Annotated in this window: 16 protein-coding genes; 7 read left to right on the top strand and 9 right to left on the bottom strand. The window is 73.1% G+C overall.

Annotated elements, in window-relative coordinates:
- Window positions 1-108: 108 nt before the first annotated feature.
- The 3 genes from ABZ340_RS24380 to ABZ340_RS24370 all read right to left on the bottom strand — a co-directional run bounded on the left by ABZ340_RS24380 (window position 109) and on the right by ABZ340_RS24370 (window position 2783).
- Window positions 109-1218: an ATP-binding protein gene (locus tag ABZ340_RS24380; RefSeq protein ID WP_358783940.1), complete on the bottom strand. Its 1110-nt coding sequence runs from the start codon at window positions 1216-1218 to the stop codon at window positions 109-111.
- Entirely contained in the window at window positions 1215-1955 is a 741-nt protein-coding gene (locus ABZ340_RS24375; RefSeq protein ID WP_358783939.1) for a response regulator transcription factor, read from the bottom strand. Before ABZ340_RS24375 ends, ABZ340_RS24380 begins: the two co-directional genes overlap by 4 nt.
- A gap of 123 nt (window positions 1956-2078) precedes the next feature.
- Entirely contained in the window at window positions 2079-2783 is a 705-nt protein-coding gene (locus ABZ340_RS24370) for a spermidine synthase (RefSeq protein WP_358783938.1), read from the bottom strand.
- Between the two features lie 160 nt (window positions 2784-2943).
- Here ABZ340_RS24370 and lon point away from each other — a divergent pair, with 160 nt between their 5' ends.
- Window positions 2944-5367, top strand: coding sequence for an endopeptidase La (gene lon / locus ABZ340_RS24365; protein WP_358783937.1), 2424 nt, complete (start codon window positions 2944-2946; stop codon window positions 5365-5367).
- Window positions 5368-5560: 193 nt separating this feature from the next.
- On the opposite strand, the gene ABZ340_RS24360 is transcribed toward lon, so the two are convergent.
- Window positions 5561-6388 carry a lysozyme gene (locus ABZ340_RS24360; RefSeq protein ID WP_358783936.1) on the bottom strand — a complete coding sequence of 276 codons (828 nt, stop codon included), beginning with the start codon at window positions 6386-6388 and terminating at the stop codon, window positions 5561-5563.
- Window positions 6389-6743: 355 nt separating this feature from the next.
- Between ABZ340_RS24360 and ABZ340_RS24355 the strand changes: the two genes are divergently transcribed.
- Window positions 6744-7178, top strand: coding sequence for a MarR family transcriptional regulator (locus tag ABZ340_RS24355; protein ID WP_358783935.1), 435 nt, complete (start codon window positions 6744-6746; stop codon window positions 7176-7178).
- A gap of 186 nt (window positions 7179-7364) precedes the next feature.
- Here ABZ340_RS24355 and ABZ340_RS24350 read toward each other — a convergent pair whose 3' ends face one another.
- Window positions 7365-8150 (bottom strand): protein phosphatase 2C domain-containing protein, encoded by a 786-nt coding sequence (locus tag ABZ340_RS24350; RefSeq protein WP_358783934.1) that lies wholly within the window; start codon window positions 8148-8150, stop codon window positions 7365-7367.
- Between the two features lie 412 nt (window positions 8151-8562).
- Between ABZ340_RS24350 and ABZ340_RS24345 the strand changes: the two genes are divergently transcribed.
- The 5 genes from ABZ340_RS24345 to ABZ340_RS24325 all read left to right on the top strand — a co-directional run bounded on the left by ABZ340_RS24345 (window position 8563) and on the right by ABZ340_RS24325 (window position 14471).
- The gene (locus tag ABZ340_RS24345) at window positions 8563-11571 is read left to right on the top strand and encodes a nitrate- and nitrite sensing domain-containing protein (protein WP_358783933.1); all 3009 of its coding nucleotides are present in this window, start codon (window positions 8563-8565) and stop codon (window positions 11569-11571) included.
- Window positions 11568-12071, top strand: a complete 504-nt coding sequence (locus ABZ340_RS24340) for a roadblock/LC7 domain-containing protein (protein ID WP_358783932.1) — start codon at window positions 11568-11570, stop codon at window positions 12069-12071. Before ABZ340_RS24345 ends, ABZ340_RS24340 begins: the two co-directional genes overlap by 4 nt.
- Window positions 12068-12493, top strand: coding sequence for a DUF742 domain-containing protein (locus ABZ340_RS24335; protein WP_358783931.1), 426 nt, complete (start codon window positions 12068-12070; stop codon window positions 12491-12493). The genes ABZ340_RS24340 and ABZ340_RS24335 overlap by 4 nt, the downstream gene beginning before the upstream one ends.
- Entirely contained in the window at window positions 12474-13115 is a 642-nt protein-coding gene (locus tag ABZ340_RS24330; protein ID WP_358783930.1) for an ATP/GTP-binding protein, read from the top strand. The genes ABZ340_RS24335 and ABZ340_RS24330 overlap by 20 nt, the downstream gene beginning before the upstream one ends.
- A 93-nt stretch (window positions 13116-13208) precedes the next feature.
- Complete coding sequence (locus ABZ340_RS24325; protein WP_358783929.1) at window positions 13209-14471, top strand: styrene monooxygenase/indole monooxygenase family protein; 1263 nt, start codon at window positions 13209-13211, stop codon at window positions 14469-14471.
- Here ABZ340_RS24325 and ABZ340_RS24320 read toward each other — a convergent pair.
- From ABZ340_RS24320 to ABZ340_RS24305, 4 genes are all read right to left on the bottom strand, one after another.
- The gene (locus tag ABZ340_RS24320; RefSeq protein ID WP_358783928.1) at window positions 14435-15592 is read right to left on the bottom strand and encodes an NlpC/P60 family protein; all 1158 of its coding nucleotides are present in this window, start codon (window positions 15590-15592) and stop codon (window positions 14435-14437) included. The two genes, ABZ340_RS24325 and ABZ340_RS24320, sit on opposite strands and share 37 nt — an antisense overlap.
- 103 nt (window positions 15593-15695) lie before the next feature.
- Window positions 15696-15992 carry a hypothetical protein gene (locus tag ABZ340_RS24315; RefSeq protein WP_358783927.1) on the bottom strand — a complete coding sequence of 99 codons (297 nt, stop codon included), beginning with the start codon at window positions 15990-15992 and terminating at the stop codon, window positions 15696-15698.
- A 178-nt stretch (window positions 15993-16170) separates the two neighbouring features.
- The gene (locus tag ABZ340_RS24310; RefSeq protein ID WP_358783926.1) at window positions 16171-16824 is read right to left on the bottom strand and encodes a helix-turn-helix domain-containing protein; all 654 of its coding nucleotides are present in this window, start codon (window positions 16822-16824) and stop codon (window positions 16171-16173) included.
- 35 nt (window positions 16825-16859) lie between these two features.
- Window positions 16860-17798 carry a diiron oxygenase gene (locus ABZ340_RS24305; protein ID WP_358783925.1) on the bottom strand — a complete coding sequence of 313 codons (939 nt, stop codon included), beginning with the start codon at window positions 17796-17798 and terminating at the stop codon, window positions 16860-16862.
- Window positions 17799-18091: the final 293 nt, after the last annotated feature.

Raw genomic sequence — 18091 nt, 5'->3', positions numbered from 1 at the left:
GCCACCCGGCGCCCCCAGGGCGCGGGCCTGTGCCCGATCACGAGGGTCCTGCCGCCGACGACCAGCGGGGACGCTTACGGATCTTGAGGCTCCGCTTCGAACTTTACGTCAACTTGGCATAGACGAGGGGCCCGGAAGGGTGACAAGAATCCGGCAACCCCGCTCGGATTCGGCCACGCCGATCCGGCCGCCGTGCAGATCCACCGCCCAGCGCGCGATCGCCAGGCCCAGCCCCGTGCCGCCGTCGCTGCCGGGACCGTGCGGCCGGGAGACGGCACCGCGGTTGAACCGCTCGAAGACCCGGTGCCACTCCGACCGCGGAATGCCCGGACCCTCGTCCAGGACCTCCAGCTCCAGCGACTCCGGCCCCGGCCCGCGCCGCGCCTTGACCGTCACCCGGCCGTGCGGCGGGCTGTGCTTGACCGCGTTGTCGATGAGGTTGGCGACGACCTGGTGGATGCGCTCGGGGTCCGCGTGCGCGGTCAGTTCGGGCGGGGAGACGTCGAGGTGCAGGTGCACGTCCGTGCGGGTGTGCCCGCCGGAGCCCGACGCGATGCCCGCCCGCACGGAGGCGACCATGTTGGCCTCCTTCAGCACCCCGGACAGGTACGGCCACACCTCGAAACGCCGCCTCTTGAGCGGGACGACGCCGTTGTCGAGGCGGGAGAGGTCCAGCAGCGTCTCCACCAGCCGGCCGAGCCGCTCCGTCTGCCCGAGGGCCGTCCGCATGGTCTCGGGGTCGGCCTCCGTGACCCCGTCGACGATGTTCTCCAGCACCGCGCGCAGGCCCGCGATGGGCGTGCGCAGCTCGTGCGAGACGTTGGCCACCAGCTCCTTGCGCTGGCGGTCCTGGGCCTCCAGCTCGTCGGCCATGCGGTTGATGGTGACGGCCAGGTCGCCCAGCTCGTCACGGCGGTTCTCCCGCACCCGGCGGCTGTAGTCGCCGTGCGAGATGGACCGCGCCACCGCGTTCATCTCGTCCAGCGGCGCGGTGAGCGAGTGCGCCACGAACTGCGTGATCAGCAGGGTGGCGATCATCGAGAAGACCGTGATGAAACGCAGCTCGGTCTCGGTGCGCATCGCCACCAGCATCAGGCCGGTGGTGATGAGCACCGAGATGACGACCAGCGCACCCAGCTTGGTCTTGATCGAGAACGGGCGTACGCCGCCCCAGGGGTCCCCGGGGCTCCTCCGTGCGGCCTGACGCCCCTCGCTCATGGCGTCGGGGTCTCCAGGGCGTAGCCCACGCCGTGCACGGTGCGGATGCGCTCGGCGCCGATCTTCCGGCGCAGCGCCTTGATGTGGCTGTCGACGGTGCGGGTGCCGGAGGCGTCCGCCCAGTCCCACACCTCCGCCAGCAGCTGCTCGCGGGAGAGCACCGCGCGCGGCGTGTTCGCCAGGCAGACCAGCAGGTCGAACTCGGTCGGCGTCAGGTGCACGTCCTCGGACCTGACCCGCACCCGGCGCTGCGCGTGGTCGATCTCCAGTTCGCCCAGGCGGAGGATGCCGCTGCGCGGGGTCGCGGCGGCCAGCGCCGCCCGCTCCACCCGGCGCAGCAGCACGTGCACGCGCGCGGCCAGCTCCCGCATGGAGAACGGCTTGGTCATGTAGTCGTCGGCGCCGACGCCGAGCCCGACCAGCATGTCCGTCTCGTCGTCGCGGGCGGTGAGCATCAGCACCGGCACCGGGCGCTGGGCCTGCACGCGCCGGCAGACCTCCAGGCCGTCGAAGCCCGGCAGCATGATGTCGAGGATCAGCAGGTCGGGCTGCCACGCCTCGGCGGTGTCCACGGCGGCCGGTCCGTCGCCCGCCGTTTGCACCAGGAATCCCTCGGCGCGCAGGCGGGTCGCGATGGCGTCCACGATCGTCTGGTCGTCCTCGACCACCAGCACCCGGCGCTGTGCGCCCGGGGTAGCCGCCGTCGTGCCGTTGTGGGAGGTGTGTGTCTGCTCCATCGCCCGCCCCTGAGGTGTGCTTACCGGAATCAGTGGGGTGATCCCTCGTCTGCGCATGACTGCGATTGACGCTTGAATGATCGACGTCAGGGCAGCAGCGTACGGGGATTCGCGGGGCCTTTGCTATCCAGGCCGGACGCCGAGGTGGACGACGTCCGGCACGCCTCGGGCAACGGGGATCTCTTCGGTATGCACCTGCTGGAACCCGGCATTACGCAAGGTTTCTTCGAATTCCGGAGAGGGCTGCGCCGACCACACCGCGAGTACCCCGCCGGGCCTCAACACCCTTGCGCAGCTTGCCAGTCCGGACTCTGCGTACAGCGCGTCGTTGCCCTCGGTGACCGTCCAGCCGGGCCCGTTGTCGATGTCGAGACACAGGGCGTCGAATGTGGCGCAAGTCTCATTGACGAAATCGGTCAGGTCGGCCGCCACGACCTCGGTCCGCGGGTCGGCCAGGGCCTCGCGGGTCAGCTCCGCCAGGGGGCCGTGGCGGTGCCAGTCGATGACGGCCCGCTCGCGTTCGACGACCGTGATCCGGCCCCAGCGGGGGTTCGCGGCCGCGTGTGCGAGCGAGAAGCCGACGCCGAGGCCGCCGATCAGCACGTGCGGCGCCGGGCGCCCGCCGGAGGCGTCCAGCGCGGCGAGCGCCGCGTCGACGAGGCGGCGCTCCGAACGGCCGTCGGAGGTGTCCATCAGGAAGCAGCCGTTCGCGATGATCTGCAGCAGCCCGCCGTGCCGGCGCAGCACCACCTCGCCGTAGGGGCCCTCGCGGCGGTCCAGCACTTCGGGGAGGTCGGGTACTTCGGGAAGGTCGTACGCCATGGACATCCCGCCATCCTGGCACTTCGGTGACGGCTTGTCGGAGGAATCGCGCAGGTGGGCACGGTGTCGGCGGCTGATCGCCCAGAGCGAACAAGGCTGGGGGAACAATCACCCGCTCATGAGCATTGAGTCGGCATAACTCAACTTGACTGCCGAAGGGGAGATCATGGCTGTTGACTCCGCAGCGTCCGCACCGCTCACCCTGCCCGTGCTGCCGCTGGACGACGAGGTGGTGCTGCCCGGGATGGTGGTCCCGCTCGACCTGAGCGACGCCGAGGTGCGCGCCGCGGTGGAGGCCGCGCAGGCCGCCGCCACGTCGGACCCCGGAAAGCCCAGGGTCCTCCTGGTGCCGCGCGTCGACGGCACGTACGCCGCCACCGGCGTGCTGGGCACGGTCGAGCAGGTCGGCCGGCTCGCCGACGGCGACCCGGGCGCCCTCATCCGGGGCCGGGGCCGCGTGAAGATCGGCGCCGGCACCACCGGCCCGGGCGCGGCGCTGTGGGTCGAGGGCACCCGGATCGACGAGAGCGTGCCGGACCCGCTGCCCGGCCACGTCACCGAACTGGTCAAGGAGTACAAGGCCCTGGCCACCGCGTGGCTGAAGAAGCGCGGCGCCTGGCAGGTCGTCGACCGCGTCCAGGCCATCGACGACGTCTCCGCGCTCGCCGACAACTCCGGCTACTCGCCGTTCCTGTCCACCGAGCAGAAGGTCGAGCTGCTGGAGACCGCCGACCCGGTCGCCCGCCTGAGGCTCGCCACCCAGCAGCTGCGCGACCACCTCGCCGAGCAGGACGTCGCCGAGACCATCGCCAAGGATGTCCAGGAGGGCGTCGACAAGCAGCAGCGCGAGTTCCTGCTGCGCCGTCAGCTCGAGGCCGTCCGCAAGGAGCTGCGCGAGCTCAACGGCGAGAAGGAGGGTGAGGAGTCCGACGACTACCGCGCCCGCGTCGAGGCCGCAGACCTGCCCGGGAAGGTCCGCGAGGCCGCGCTGAAGGAGGTCGACAAGCTGGAGCGGGCCTCCGACCAGTCCCCCGAGGGCTCGTGGATCCGCACCTGGCTCGACACGGTCCTGGAGATGCCGTGGAACGAGCGCACCGAGGACGCGTACGACATCCAGGGCGCCAAGGAGATCCTCGACGCCGAGCACGCCGGGCTGGAGGACGTCAAGGAGCGGATCACCGAGTACCTGGCGGTGCGCAAGCGGCGCGCGGAGCGGGGACTCGGCGTCGTCGGCGGGCGGCGCGGCGGCGCCGTGCTGGCGCTCGTCGGCCCGCCCGGCGTCGGCAAGACCTCCCTCGGCGAATCGGTGGCCCACGCCATGGGGCGGAAGTTCGTCCGGGTCGCCCTCGGCGGCGTCCGCGACGAGGCCGAGATCCGCGGCCACCGCCGGACCTACGTCGGCGCCCTGCCCGGCCGGATCGTGCGGGCGGTCAAGGAGGCCGGGTCGATGAACCCGGTGGTCCTCCTCGACGAGATCGACAAGGTGGGCTCCGACTTCCGCGGCGACCCGGCCGCGGCCCTGCTGGAGGTCCTGGACCCGGCGCAGAACCACACCTTCCGGGACCACTACCTGGAGGTCGAGCTGGACCTGTCGGACGTGGTCTTCCTGGCCACCGCCAACGTCCTGGAGGCCATCCCGGAGGCGCTCGCCGACCGCATGGACATCGTCCGCCTGGACGGCTACACCGAGGACGAGAAGGTCGTCATCGCCCGCGACCACCTGCTCCCGCGCCAGCTGGAGCGGGCCGGGCTGGACGAGGACGAGGTGACCGTCGACGAGAGCGCCCTGCGCAAGCTGGCCGGCGAGTACACCCGCGAGGCCGGCGTGCGCAACCTGGAGCGGTACATCGCCCGGCTGCTGCGCAAGGTCGCGGCCCAGCACGAACTGGGCGACCGTGAGCTGCCGTTCACCGTCACCGACGCCGAGCTGCGCGACCTGGTCGGCCGGCCGCACCACGTCCCCGAGTCCGCGCAGGACCCGGCCGAGCGGCGAACCTCCGTCCCCGGCGTGGCGACGGGGCTGGCGGTCACCGGCGCGGGCGGCGACGTGCTGTACGTCGAGGCGTCCCTCGCCGACCCCGAGACGGGCGCGGCGGGCCTGACCCTGACCGGCCAGCTGGGCGACGTGATGAAGGAGTCCGCGCAGATCGCCCTGAGCTTCCTGCGCTCCCACGGCGCCGAGCTGGAGCTGCCGGTGGGCGACCTGAAGGACCGGGGCGTGCACATCCACTTCCCGGCGGGCGCGGTCCCCAAGGACGGCCCGAGCGCCGGCATCACCATGACCACGGCCCTGGCCTCCCTCCTCTCCGGCCGCCTGGTCCGCACGGACGTGGCGATGACCGGCGAGGTCTCGCTGACCGGCCGGGTGCTGCCGATCGGCGGGGTGAAGCAGAAGCTGCTCGCGGCGCACCGGGCGGGCATCACGACCGTGATCATCCCCAAGCGCAACGAGCCGGACCTGGACGACGTCCCGGCCGAGGTGCTGGACACGCTCGACGTCCACGCCGTGACCGACGTCCGCCAGGTGCTGGAGCTGGCGCTGACGCCGGCGACGAGCGGCGCGGAGCCGGAGGTTCCCGTGGCGGCGTGATCGGAGCCGGAGGTTCCCGTGGCGGCGTGACAGGAGCCGGAGGTTTCCGTGGCGGCGTGACGGACGCCGTGGGACGGGAGAAGGCCCGGGTCCCGGAGAGGGAGGCCCGGGCCTTCGCCGTGCGCGCGGGACGGCTTCGTCCGTGGAGGACGGCTCCGCGCGCGGGACGGCTCCGTGCGTGCGGGACGGCCGGTCAGCCGTTGGCGAGCGCGACCACCCGGTCCAGCGCCCCGTTGAACCGGTTGTGGTCCCCGACGATCGGGCCGGAGGACGTGTACTGCCACATGGTGTAGTAGCTCCAGCCCGCCGGCAGCGTCCCCACCGTGGAGGCGTAGCGGGCGATCCACAGCGGGTTGGTGGTGGCGAAGCCGCCGTAGTTGCCGGTGCACTGGGTCCACCAGCTGGTGGCCGTGTAGATCACGGCGTCGCGGCCGGTGCGCGCCTTGTAGGTGGTCAGGAAGTCGCGGATCCAGGAGACCATCTGGCTCTGCGTCTTGCCGTAGCAGGCGGCCCCGTAGGGGTTCCACTCGATGTCCAGCGCGCCCGGCAGCGTCTTGCCGTCGCGGGACCAGCCGCCGCCGTGGTCGACGAAGTAGTTGGCCTGGGTGGCGCCGCTGGTGGTGTCCGGGGTGGCGAAGTGGTACGCGCCGCGGATCATGCCGACGTTGTACGAGCCGTTGTACTGCTGGGCGAAGTAGGGGTTGGTGTAGTACGTCCCCTCGGTGGCCTTGACGTAGGCCCACTTCACGCCGCTGCTCCACAGGCTCGACCAGGCGACGTTGCCCTGGTGGCTGGAGACGTCGACGCCCTCGGTCTGGGTGGCGTCGCCGGGGACGGGCGTGCCGTGCTGCCCGTCGTGGGCCAGGACGCCCATGCCCATGTGGGCGGAGCCGCGGGGCGGGATGTCGGCGTCCGGCGCGGACTGGGCGGGCGCGGTGAGGAACAGCGAGAAGGCGGCGAGCAGGATGCCGACGGCGGTCAGCCGCCGGGTGCGGGCCGTTCCGGATCTGTGCACGGGCATGGACGTGCCTCCGAAGGCTCGGTGGTGCTCGGTGGGGGAGTGCGGGCATGCCGGGGCCGCGGGCGGGGAAGGGCGGGACGTCGTCGGCCCGTCCGTCACCCGGTGGCGTGGGCATGCCATTCGTTGCCTGGTGAAGAAGCTACGCACGTAGACGACCCGGGGGGAAGAGGGCCGGGAGCCGCCGTTGGTCTACGCCTGCGAAATACTTGCGGAGCTGCGGTGCAGGCGGCGTCCGGCGAAAACTTTCAGGAACGGCACAACCGAGGCAGGGACCGACGTGCGGGAAGACGGAAACGACGGCGGACACAGAGGTGAATCCGGGGGTACCGCCTCCGGGGGAGAGTCCGGCAGTGGTGTGAACCAGCCCGAGTTCCTGGAGCTGGAGCGCGAGCTGACGGTGCTGCTGCGGCGCGCCCGGGCCAACCAGGGCGAGATGGCGCGCCAGGTCCACCCGGACCTGGAGTCGTCCGCGTACGGCATCCTCGTACGGCTGGACGAGTGCGGCCGGCAGCGGGCCACGGAGCTCGCCGGCTACATCGGCGTCGGCAAGGCCACGATGTCCCGCCAGCTGCGCGCCCTGGAGGAGCTGGGCCTGGTCGCCCGCGAGCCCGACCCCGCCGACGGCCGCGCCTGGCTGGTCGCCCTCACCCCGGAGGGCCACGACCGGGTCTCCCGGGTACGGCGGGCGCGCCGCGCCCGGTACGCCGGCCGGCTCGCCGACTGGGAGCCGCGCGAGGTCGGGGAACTGGCCCGGCTGCTGCACCGGCTGAACCGGGGCATGGAGAAGTAGCCCCGACCGGTCCCCGACCGGTCCCCGACCGGTCCCCGACCGGTCCCCGGCCGGTCCCCGACCGGTCCCCGGCCGGTCCCCGGCCGGTCCGCCTCTGTGTCTCGGCCGATCCCCGGCCGGCCCGCCTCCGTGCCTCGGCCGGTCCGCCTCCGCGCCTCGGGCGGTCCGCCTCCCCGCCGCGGGCGGCTACGGCTCCACGTACACCACCGTCGCGTCGTCGTGGGTCTTGCTCCGGCCGAGGAAGACCCGCTCCGTGTCGGCGCGCTCCAACTCCCGCACCCGGTCCACCAGGGCCTGCGCCCCCGCCTTGCGCACGAGCCGGAAGCAGTCCGTCCAGTCGCCCTCCCGGAACGTCACCACCCAGCGGGCCGCCCCGTCGGTCAGCGCGGCCAGGGCGCTCACCTCCCCGCGCGGCAGGACCCCCGTCACCGCGCGTGCCGCGACCGACGGATCGGCGGCGGCCGTGAAGAAACCGCCCTCCTTGTTGCGCAGGGTGGCGTCGATCAGTGCGTCCGTGGCCAGGGCGGCGCGGGGCAGGCGGGCCAGCCGGTCGTCGAGGAGCGGGGTGACCGTGCCGTCGGGGGACTCGGCCAGCAGGACCGAGTCGGACAGCACCAGGTACTCCACCGTCCGCGCCGACCAGCGCGCCAGGACGACCGTCGCCTGCGGAGTCCGGGGGTGAGAAAGGTCACAGGTTGCGGCGTGTGCCCGCGCGGTACGCGCGATCGCGTGGGACAGGGCGTCGGAGAGAGGAACATCCGGGAGTGAAACGGTCAGTTCGGTCAGGGCCCCGCCGAGGCGCGCGGTGAACCAGGGGACCGTGTGCGAACAGCCGGTGTCGCCCCGGGGCGGCGTCACCCCGTCCAGCACGACGAGCGAACCGCCCTGTCCGCACGCCGGTAGTCCGACACTGGCGAAGTCCTCGTTGGGCCGTTCGGGGTCGCCCGGCCGCGTGATGAGTTCCGTACGCACCGGACCAGTCTGCACGAGGTCTTCACGCTGTCCGCGAAAGGCCCGCAACGGTTGCGTGAACGGCGTGGAAGCGCAGGTCAGGTGCCGGATTTGGAGGGGAACGCGGTACTTCGACAAGACGTGGCGGCGAATATTGCCACCGCCTGCCGTGGACGTCCAACCGGCGCACCGTGCAAGGCCGTCGCATACGCCGGGGAAACTTGCTCCCCAACTCGCCTCCGATGTTCACTCCTTCGGGTGGCGGGACAGGCGATGCGCGTGCAGCGCCCACCGGCACTGGGAGGGTCGGGGACCGGTTGGAGGGGCGCCCCGCTCCTGCCGAGAGCTTGGGGGAGGGTGTACGCGCCGGCCGGTCGGTTGACGGAGCGCCACCCGGGTCCACGGGTACACGAGTTCAGGAATGCGAGCACCGGTGCAGAAGACGCGGCCTCGTCGCACAGGCAAGCAGACGGCCCCCGCGCAGGGCGCGGAGCAGACCTCCGGCAGCCACGGCCCCGGCTCCCCGAGCGCTCCCGTCGGCAAGGGCCGCCCGACGCATGTGCGCAACCGCCTCATCGTCGCCGTCGCGGTGGTGGCCGCCGCCATCGCCGGCGCCGGCGTGCCGTCGGTCGTCGCCGCCTCGGGGCAACTGAGCGACACCCAGGACCTGGTGACCCTGGCCGAGCGGACCGAGGACGCCCTCGCGCTCGCCCACTCCCTCGCCGACGAGCGCGACGAGGTCACCCCGTACGTCGCCGCCGGCCGCCCCCGCTCCAAGGCGCCCTCGGAGCAGCACAGCGCCCGCGTGGACCGGCAGGTGGAGGAGTTGCGCGCCGACCCCGACACGCCCGCCTCCCTGCGCGAGGACCTCGACGGCATCGCCGCCCTGCGCCGGTCCGCGCTCACCGGCAAGAGCACCGCGCTCCAGGCGCACGAGGCGTACTCCGCCGTCATCGCCGACCTGCACCGGCTCGCCGAGCGGCTGGCGGAGCGGATGCCGCCCCGGGCGGGCGCCGGAGCCCACGCCCTGGCCGAGCTGGACTCCGCCGTCCAGCAGGCCGCCGCCACCCGCGGTCTGCTCCTGGCCGCCCTCGGTGTGCCGCACAGCACCCAGACCGTCATCGACCCGACGACGGGGCTGCCCGCGACCACCAGCGCGTCCTCCGGCGCCGACAGCGAGCAGCGCGACGCCCTGGCCGCCGCCGCGCAGCAGGCCCGGGTGCGCTCCGACGCCGCCCTCGCCGCCTTCCGCGAGGCCGCGCCCAAGCCGGCCCGGGAGAGCTTCGACTCCACGGTCACCGGGCCCGAGGTCAACTCCGCCGAGAAGTACCTGGACGCCCTCACCGACGCGCCCGCCCTCTCCGACGACGACCTCGGCACCAGCGTCAAGCGGCTGGACGCGGCGCTGTCCGCCCGCATCGACGCGATGCGCGGCGCCGAGTCCGCCCTGTACGACCGCCGCACCAAGGACCTGGAGCGGCTGCGCGACGACGACGTCACCGCGCTGGAGATCCGCATCGCCGTCCTCGGCGCCCTGATGCTGCTCGCCGTCGGCGTCGCCACCGGCATGGCCCGCTCGCTCACCCGGCCGCTGGCGGTGCTGCGCCGCGGCTCGGCCCGGCTCGCCGAGGCCGAGAACCCCGCCGCCCAGGAGCCCGTCGCCTTCACCGGCCGCAACGACGAGTTCGCCCAGGTCGTCCGCTCCGTCAACGCCCTGCACGCGCACGCCGCCGCCCTGGCCGAGCGCGTCACCACGCTGGAGGCCGACCGCAAGCACCTGGTCGGCCAGCGGCAGAAGATGGCCGACGCCCGCGAGGAGCTGCGCGCCGAGCTCGCCGAGTCCGCCGCGCGGCTGGAGACCCTGCGCAAGAGCATCGGCTCCACCTTCGTCAGCCTCGCCCTGCGCACCCTGGGCCTGGTGGAGCGGCAGCTCGCCGTGATCGAGGGCCTGGAGGAGCGCGAGCAGGACCCGGAGCGCCTGTCCACCCTGTTCAAGCTCGACCACTTCGCCACGGTCATGCGCCGGCACAACGAGAACCTGCTCGTCCTCGCCGGCACCGAGCACATCCAGCACACCGCCCACCCGGTGCCGCTGGTCGACGTCGTCCGCGCCGCGGTCAGCGAGATCGAGCGCTACGAGCGCGTCCGCATCGCCGCCCTGCCGCCGCACGCGCACGTCGCCGGGTTCGCCGCCGACGACCTGTCCCACCTGCTGGCCGAGCTCATGGAGAACGCCACCTCGTTCTCCCCGCCCGACGTGCCCGTCGAGGTCTCCGGCTGGCTGCTGGAGAGCGGCGAGGTCATGCTCTCCGTCCAGGACGAGGGCATCGGCATGACCGCCGAGCGGCTGGAGCGCCTCAACGCGCGCCTGGCCGACTTCGACCCGGAGGCCCCCTACGATCAGGACGGCGAGGACGGGCTCGGGCTCGGCCTGTACGTCGTGGCCCGTCTGGCCCACCGGCACGGCGCCCGGGTGCAGCTGCGGGAGCAGAAGCAGGGCGGTGTCGCCGCGGTCGTCGTCCTGCCGACGGCGCTGCTGGCCGACGAGCCGGCCTCCCCGAAGCCGCCGGTGCCGGAGCGGACCGGTGTCGACACCACCCAGACGGTCACCCTGCCGGGCGCCGCCGCCGAGGCCAACTCCAACGTCCTGCACGGGCGCTCGGAGGACGGCGACCCGCTGGTGTCGCTGGCGGAGCAGGCGGTACGGCGCTCGGAGGCCGCGGAAGAGGCCGCCGAGCAGGCGACCGAGGGGGCGGCCGGTACGGCGGCGGAGCGGGAGACCGCCGTACCGGAACCGGAGGCCGCCACCCAGGAACCGGAGCCCACGGCCTCCCCCTCGGGGAGCGCCGGGCGGCAGCCGGCGGCCGAGGATCTGGAGACTCTCTCCGAGACCACCATGGAGCTCCTGATCCCGGCGCCCGCCCGCGCCCCGCAGGCGCCGCGCCCCGCGGCCACCGGCCACGCGTCCGAGGCGGAACCGGCGCACGACCGCGTTCCCGACGGCCCGAACGACGCAGACAACGCAGACAACACAGACAACGCGAACGAGCCGAGCGGTCCGGGCGATCCGCGCGAGCCGAGCGGTCCGCGCGAACCGGGCGATCCGCGCGAGCCGAGCGGTCCGCGCGAACCGGACGAGCCGAGCGAGCCGGGCGAGCCGAACGAACCGGACGAGCCCGTCACCGCCAAGGGCCTGCCCAAGCGGACCCCGAAGATCACCACCCCCTCCTCGGCCCCGCGCCCGCGCACGGGGTCCGTCGACGCCGAGGCCCTGCGCCGCCGACTGGGCGGCTTCCACCGGGGAGCGGAGGCCGGCCGGCGCGACGTGGAGGCGGAGATCGCCGAACAGACCACACAGACCCGGGTCCCGACCACCGGAACAGCTCGGCCGGCCACATCCGAAGAAGCCACGGGGGGCACCGTCGAGGAGGCAACCAGTTGACCGCGCCCAGTACCTTCGGACTGAGCAGTGAAGCCCGCAATCTCCACTGGCTGCTGACCAATCTCGTCGAGGAGGTGCCCGGCATCCTCTCGGTCGCGGTGGTCTCCTCCGACGGCCTGCTGCTGCTCTCCTCCGACCCAGGGCGGCAGAACGCGGCCCGCCAGGCACAGGGGGAGCGGCGCACCGGACCGCGCGGCTCCGCCGCGGACCTCGCCACCGTCGTCTCCGGCATCGGCAGCCTGACCGTCGGCGCCGCCCGCCTGATGGACTACGGCGGGGTCAAGCACACGATGGTCGCCATGGACGAGGGCAGCCTGTTCGTCATGTCGATCAGCGACGGCTCGCTGCTCGGCGTCCACGGCTCCGCGGACTGCGACATGAGCGTCGTCGCCTACCACATGGCGCTGTTCGTCGGCCGCGCCGGCCACGTCCTGACGCCCGAACTCCGCAGCGAGCTCCGCAAGTCCCTGGAGTCCGAGCCGACGGAGGCCGTCCGATGAGCAGTGTGCAGAAGAAGCGGCAGCTCCCGGTGCGCGGCGCGGACCGCAAGCCCGCCCGCGTCCGCCCCTACTCGCTCACCGGCGGCCGGACCCGCTTCGGCCACGTCCTGCTCGTCGAGACGTTCGTGGGGACGACCGCCGCCCTCGAAGCCGCCGACGAGCGCAAGGAACTGACGAACGGTTCGCTCTCCACCCGCGTGATGCCGGAGATGCGGGCCATCGTCGAACTGTGCCGCCGTATGCGTACGGTGGCCGAGATCGCCGCGCTGCTGAAGATGCCGCTCGGCGTGGTCCGCGTCCTCCTCAGCGATCTCGCGGACCAGGGAAAGATCCGTGTGTACGGAACCGGGACCGGCCACGGGACGGGCCGCCCCAACCGTGCGCTGCTGGAAAGGGTGCTGGGTGGACTCCGCCGTCTCTGATGCCGCCTCCTTCGGCGTCTCCCCGCTCGTCGAGGACGACGAGCCGTCGCAGCCCTGGCAGACGGACCGCACGCGCGCTCCGGTCGCCACGAAGATCGTGGTGGCGGGCGGCTTCGGCGTCGGCAAGACCACGCTGGTCACCTCCGTCTCGGAGATCACGCCTCTGCAGACCGAGGCGCTGATGACCGAGGCGAGCGAGGACCACGACGACCTCACCGCCACGCCGGACAAGCTGACCACCACGGTGGCCATGGACTTCGGCCGCATCACGCTCGACGACGACCTGGTGCTGTACCTGTTCGGCACGCCGGGCCAGCAGCGGTTCTGGTTCATGTGGGACGACCTGGTGCGCGGCGCGATCGGCGCCGTCGTCATGGCCGACACCCGCCGCCTGAAGGACTGCTTTCCGGCCCTGGACTACTTCGAGAGCTGCGGCCTGCCGTACATCGTGGCGGTGAACCACTTCGACGGCAGCGAGCTGTTCGAGCCGGAGGACGTACGGGAGGCGCTGACGATCCCGCGGCACATACCCGTGCTGATCATGGACGCGCGGCGCCGCATCTCGGTGATCGAGACCCTCCTGGCCCTCGTCGGCCACGCGCTCGACCAGACCCCCGAGTAGCCCCGGGACCTCCCCGCCCTCCGGGACCTCCCCCACGCTCCCGGACCGGCCCGTGGCCGTCCCCCGTCCCGTCCCCCTAGGAGACAACCCCGCATGCGGAAGATACTCGTCGTCGGAGCCGGCCAGTCCGGTCTCCAGCTCGCCCTCGGCCTCCAGTCGCACGGCTACGAGGTCACCCTGATGTCCAACCGGACCGCGGACGAGATCCGCGCGGGCCGGGTCATGTCGACGCAGTGCATGTTCCACACCGCCCTCCAGCACGAGCGCGACCTGAAGCTGAACTTCTGGGAGCCCCAGGCCCCGAAGATCGAGGGACTGGGCGTCTCGGTCGCCGCCCCCGGCTCCTGGGCCGAGGGCCCCGCGGCCCGCGCGATCGACTGGGTGGGCCGGCTCGACGGGTTCGCGCAGTCGGTGGACCAGCGGGTGAAGATGGCCGGCTGGATGGAGACCTTCGCCCAGCGCGGCGGCCAGCTGGTCATCCACGGCGCCGCCGTCGGCGACCTGGACTACTTCTCCCGCGCCTACGACCTCGTCCTGGTCTCGGCCGGCAAGGGCGAGCTGGTGCGGATGTTCGCCCGCGACCCCGAGCGCTCCCCCTACAGCGAGCCGCAGCGCGCCCTCGCGGTGGCGTACGTCCACGGCCTGGCCCCGCGCCCGGAGCACCCGGACTTCGACGCGGTCCGCTGCAACCTCGTCCCCGGCGTCGGCGAGCTGTTCATCATGCCGACCCACACCCTCTCCGGCCGCGCCGACATCCTGTTCTGGGAGGGCGTGCCCGGCGGCCCGCTCGACGTCTTCAAGGACGTCAAGGACCCGGCGGAGCACCTCTCCCTGACCCTGGAGCTCATGGAGCGGTACGTCCCCTGGGAGTACGCGCGGGCCACCAAGGTCGAACTGACCGACGCCGGCGGCACCCTCGCCGGCCGCTACGCCCCCACCGTCCGCAAGCCGGTCGGCCGCCTCCCCGGCGGCGGCCTGGTCCTCGGCGTCGCCGACGTGGTCGTGGCCAACGACCCGATCACCGGCCAGGGCTCCAACTCGGCGTCCAAGTGCGCCGCCTCCTACCTCGCCTCCATCCTGGACCACGGCGACAAGCCGTTCGACGAGGAGTGGATGCAGCAGACCTTCGACCGCTACTGGGAGACGGCCCGGCACGTCACCAAGTGGACGAACACCATGCTCGCCCCGCCGCCGGAGCACGTCCTGAACCTGATCGGCGCCGCCGGCCGGCTCCAGCCGGTAGCGGATCGTTTCGCCAACGGTTTCAACGACCCGGCCGACTTCGAGAACTTCTTCTACGACCCGCGGAAGACCGAGTCCTACCTGATGGAGGTCTCCGGCGCCGCGGGCGCGTGAGGGGAGGAGTACCCCTCGTCGGACCCCCGGGCCGCCCCGGCGGGGAGCCTCGGCGGCGTGTACCGCCGCACGGGCTCCCCGCCGGGGTCGGGCCGGACCGCGCCCAGGACCGGGTTGGCCGCGATCGGCGACACCTTGACCCGGGCACCGGGCCGCGGCGCCTGCACCACCATCCCGTCGCCCAGGTACAGCGCCACATGGGTGGCCTCGGGGAAGTAGACGACCAGGTCGCCGGGGCGCAGCTCGCCGAGCCCGATCCGCTCCAGCCGAGCCCACTGCTCCTGGCTGGTCCGCGGGATCGCCGCCCCGGCCCGCCGCCACGCCTCGGACGTCAGCCCCGAGCAGTCGTAGGCGCCCGGTCCCTCCGCTCCCCACGCGTACGGCTTGCCGAGCTGCTCCACCGCGAAGCGCACCGCGCTCTCCCCCGCCGCGGACGGCTTGGCGTCGTCACCGAGCGCCCCGGACGCCAGGAACTGCTCCTGCGCCCGCGCGATCCCCTTCCTCTCCAGTTCGGCGAGCGCGGCCAGCTGCCGGGCGCTGAGCGAGGCGAGCAGCTTCTCGACCTCCCGCAGCCGCGCGCGGACCGTGTCCCGCTCCTTCTTCTGCTGCTCGGCGAGGGCCAGCCGGCCGTCGAGGGCCTTGCGGGCCCGGCGGGCCAGGTCACCGGCCCTGCGCTCGCTGCCGGTCAGCCGCGCCACGGCCTCGGCCCGCTCCCGCGCGAGCTGTCCGATCACCTGCCCTTGGTCGAGCGCGTGCTGCGGGTCGCGGGCGAGCAGCAGCCGTACGTAGGGGGAGATGTCGCTGCGGCTCTGGTACTGGCGGCGGGCCAGCAGCCCCGCCGCCTCGCGGCGCTCGCGCAGGGACAGCCGGGTCCGGACCAGCTCGGCGTCGAGCCGCTCGGCCCGGGCGCGCTGCCTCCTCAGCTTCTCCTCGGTCGCGTTGTAAGCCTCGGTGGCCTTCTCGGCCTCCCGGTACAGTCGCTGAAGGTCCGACAGCAGCTCGGCGACGGGCCGCTCCGCGGGCCGGGGATCGGCCGCGGCGGGCACGGGCGCGGGGGGTGCGAGGACGATCCCGGCCGCCACCGCCGCCGTACAGGCCAGACGCAGAAGCTTTCCTGACACCTCATCACCTCCGGTGCGCAGCGGGCTGTCCGCTCCGCACCGCGAGCATCAGGCGGTCACGCGCCGCCCGCGCGCCGAGTGTGCGCGGTTCGGCGCAACGGGGTCACCCGTCGGTGTCCTCCGGCTTGCCGCCCGGCGTGGCGTCCGGCTTCGACCAGGGCCACCGGTGCCGGGAGCCCCGCTTCCCCTCGGGGTCGTACCGGTACTTCCAGCGGGCGAACCCGAGCCGGCCCTCCTCCCGCGGCACCCGCCGGTAGACGAGCACCGTGGGCGGCCCGCCGTCCGGGTCCGGCACGGGGATGCGGTAGGTCTTCGGCGGATGGCCGGTCATCCCCACCAGCACGGGCAGCACCCGCCCGTCCATGGGCCCGCCCTCGAAGGGGGTGTCTTCGCTCTTCACGGCACCAGTGTCGGACATTCCCCGGCACCGGACGGCCGACTGCCCGGCGCCCGGGTGGTCGGCTGCCCGGCACCGGGCGGTCAGGCGTCCGATGCTTGGGTGGTCGGATGCCCGGCCCCGGACGGTCGGGCGCCCGGCGCCCGGATGCCCGGCCCCGGGCGGTCAGGCGTCCGGACGGTCAGGTCTCCGCCGCGAGGGCCTGCACCAGCGCGTCCGTCTGCGGGTCGCGCCGCGCGGTGACCGACAGCACCGCCGCGAACTGCTCCACCAGCCAGTCCCGCAGCTCCTCGGCGGGCGGCTGTTTGCCCTCGTCCAGCCAGATCAGCGAGGCCGCCTCCACTGCCGTGATCCACATGCGGACCGTCATCCGCAGCCGGGGGCCGGGGCCGGCGACTCCCAGGTGGCTCAGGATGTGCTCGGCGGCGGCCCGGCGCACGCCGTCCACGATCGCCGACGTCCGCGAGGTCTCGGCGACGCTGCCGCCGCGCAGCAGGGCGCTGAAACCGGCGTCGTGCTGGCCGACGAAGGCCAGGTAGCGGTCCAGGGCGTGGGAGAGCCGGGCCAGCAGCGGCCCCTCGCGGGGCTCGTCGAAGCACAGCCGCAGCTCGTCGGCGGCCGAGCGCAGGGCGGCCTCGTACAGCTGCTGCTTGCCGCCGGGGAAGTACCGGTACACCAGGGGGCGCGAGACCCCGGCCCGCTCCGCCACGTCGTCCAGCGAGACCTCCTCCGGCGGCCGGTGGGCGAAGAGGGAGAGCGCGGCGTCGAGGAGCTGACTGCGGCGCTCCTCGACACTGAGCCTGCGGTAGGCGGGGGTGGGGGCCTGCGGGGTCATGACCCGCAGGGTAACCGGTGCCCCGGGGCGGCCCCCTACGCGAGCAGTCCCGAGGACCGCCACAGCCGCCGCCCCACGCCCCGCAGGACGCCTATGTCGTCCAGGAAGTCCGTCAGCCGCTTCGCGCCGGTCTGCATGACCTCCCGGCGGTGGGCGCTGGCCTTCACCTGGGCCATGGCCTCCCGCTTGTCGAGTCCCACGTTCGTGTACACCTCGGGGTTGATGAAGGCGACCGAGAAGACGCGGGCGAACTCGCCGGAGGTGACGCGGGTGAACTCCCGCGACCACTTCGGGGCCGTCACCATCTGGCGGCGCAGCTCCTCACGCGCGTACCGCACGTGCCGCGCCTCCTCCACCACGTGGATCCGCGTGACGCCCCGGATCAGCGGCTGCACCCGCTCGTCGGGGAAGGTCAGCCGCTGCATCCAGTCCAGGATCTCCTCGCCGAGCAGCGTGGCGGTGAAGGAGCCGGGCGTGGTGGAGATGGTCTTGAACAGCCGCCCCAGGTTCTGGTGGACGCGGCTGACGGGGTACCACGGCGTCCCGCCGCGCGTGATCACGCGGGCGAACATCTTCGAGTGCCGGCACTCGTCCTCGATCTCGGTCAGCGCGTACCGCACGTGCGCGCTCGTCGCCGCCTTGTCGTAGACGTGCCGCACCAGCAGCTGCATCAGGATCAGCTCGAACCAGATGCCGAGCGAGGCGAGCGCCGCGGCCTCGTGCTGGGACAGCAGGATGCGCTGCTCCTCGCTCATCCGCTTCCACAGCGGGGTGTCGTACAGCGACACCAGCTCCGGCGGCCAGAACCACTTGCCCTCCTCGAAGGGGGCGTCCCAGTCCAGTTCCTTGTCCGGGTCGAAGGAGTGCTTGGCGGAAGAGTCGAGCAGCCGCTCGGCCACCTGCTCGCGGTCCTTGAGCAGGCCGAGCGCGTCGCGCAGACCTTCGAGCGCCTCGGCTTCCGTCAGGGTCGTCATGGCTGTCCCACCTCGTCGTACGGGATCGCGTCGGGGATCGCGTGGTGTTACCCGCGGTCACTCACTGGTCTTATAAGACTGCGCGTCAGCAAGGCCGTCAATCCCCTGGGGGGGACTTGTTTACCGCGAGTAAAGGCGGGAGGGGGACGTCAACGGCGCGTTCCGCGACCGCCCGATGGGGCGCCGCACCGGCGTTCCCCCCCGTTATGTTTTCCGCGGTCCTGCAAGAGGGCCGCTGGCCTCCGGGCCCGGCATGACTGTTGCCCCCTGTCGAACGGATGACCTGGGGGGTG

This window comes from Streptomyces sp. NPDC006134 (genome assembly GCF_040628835.1).
Lineage (GTDB): Bacteria > Actinomycetota > Actinomycetes > Streptomycetales > Streptomycetaceae > Streptomyces.
This window is presented reverse-complemented; position numbering and strand designations above follow the sequence as displayed.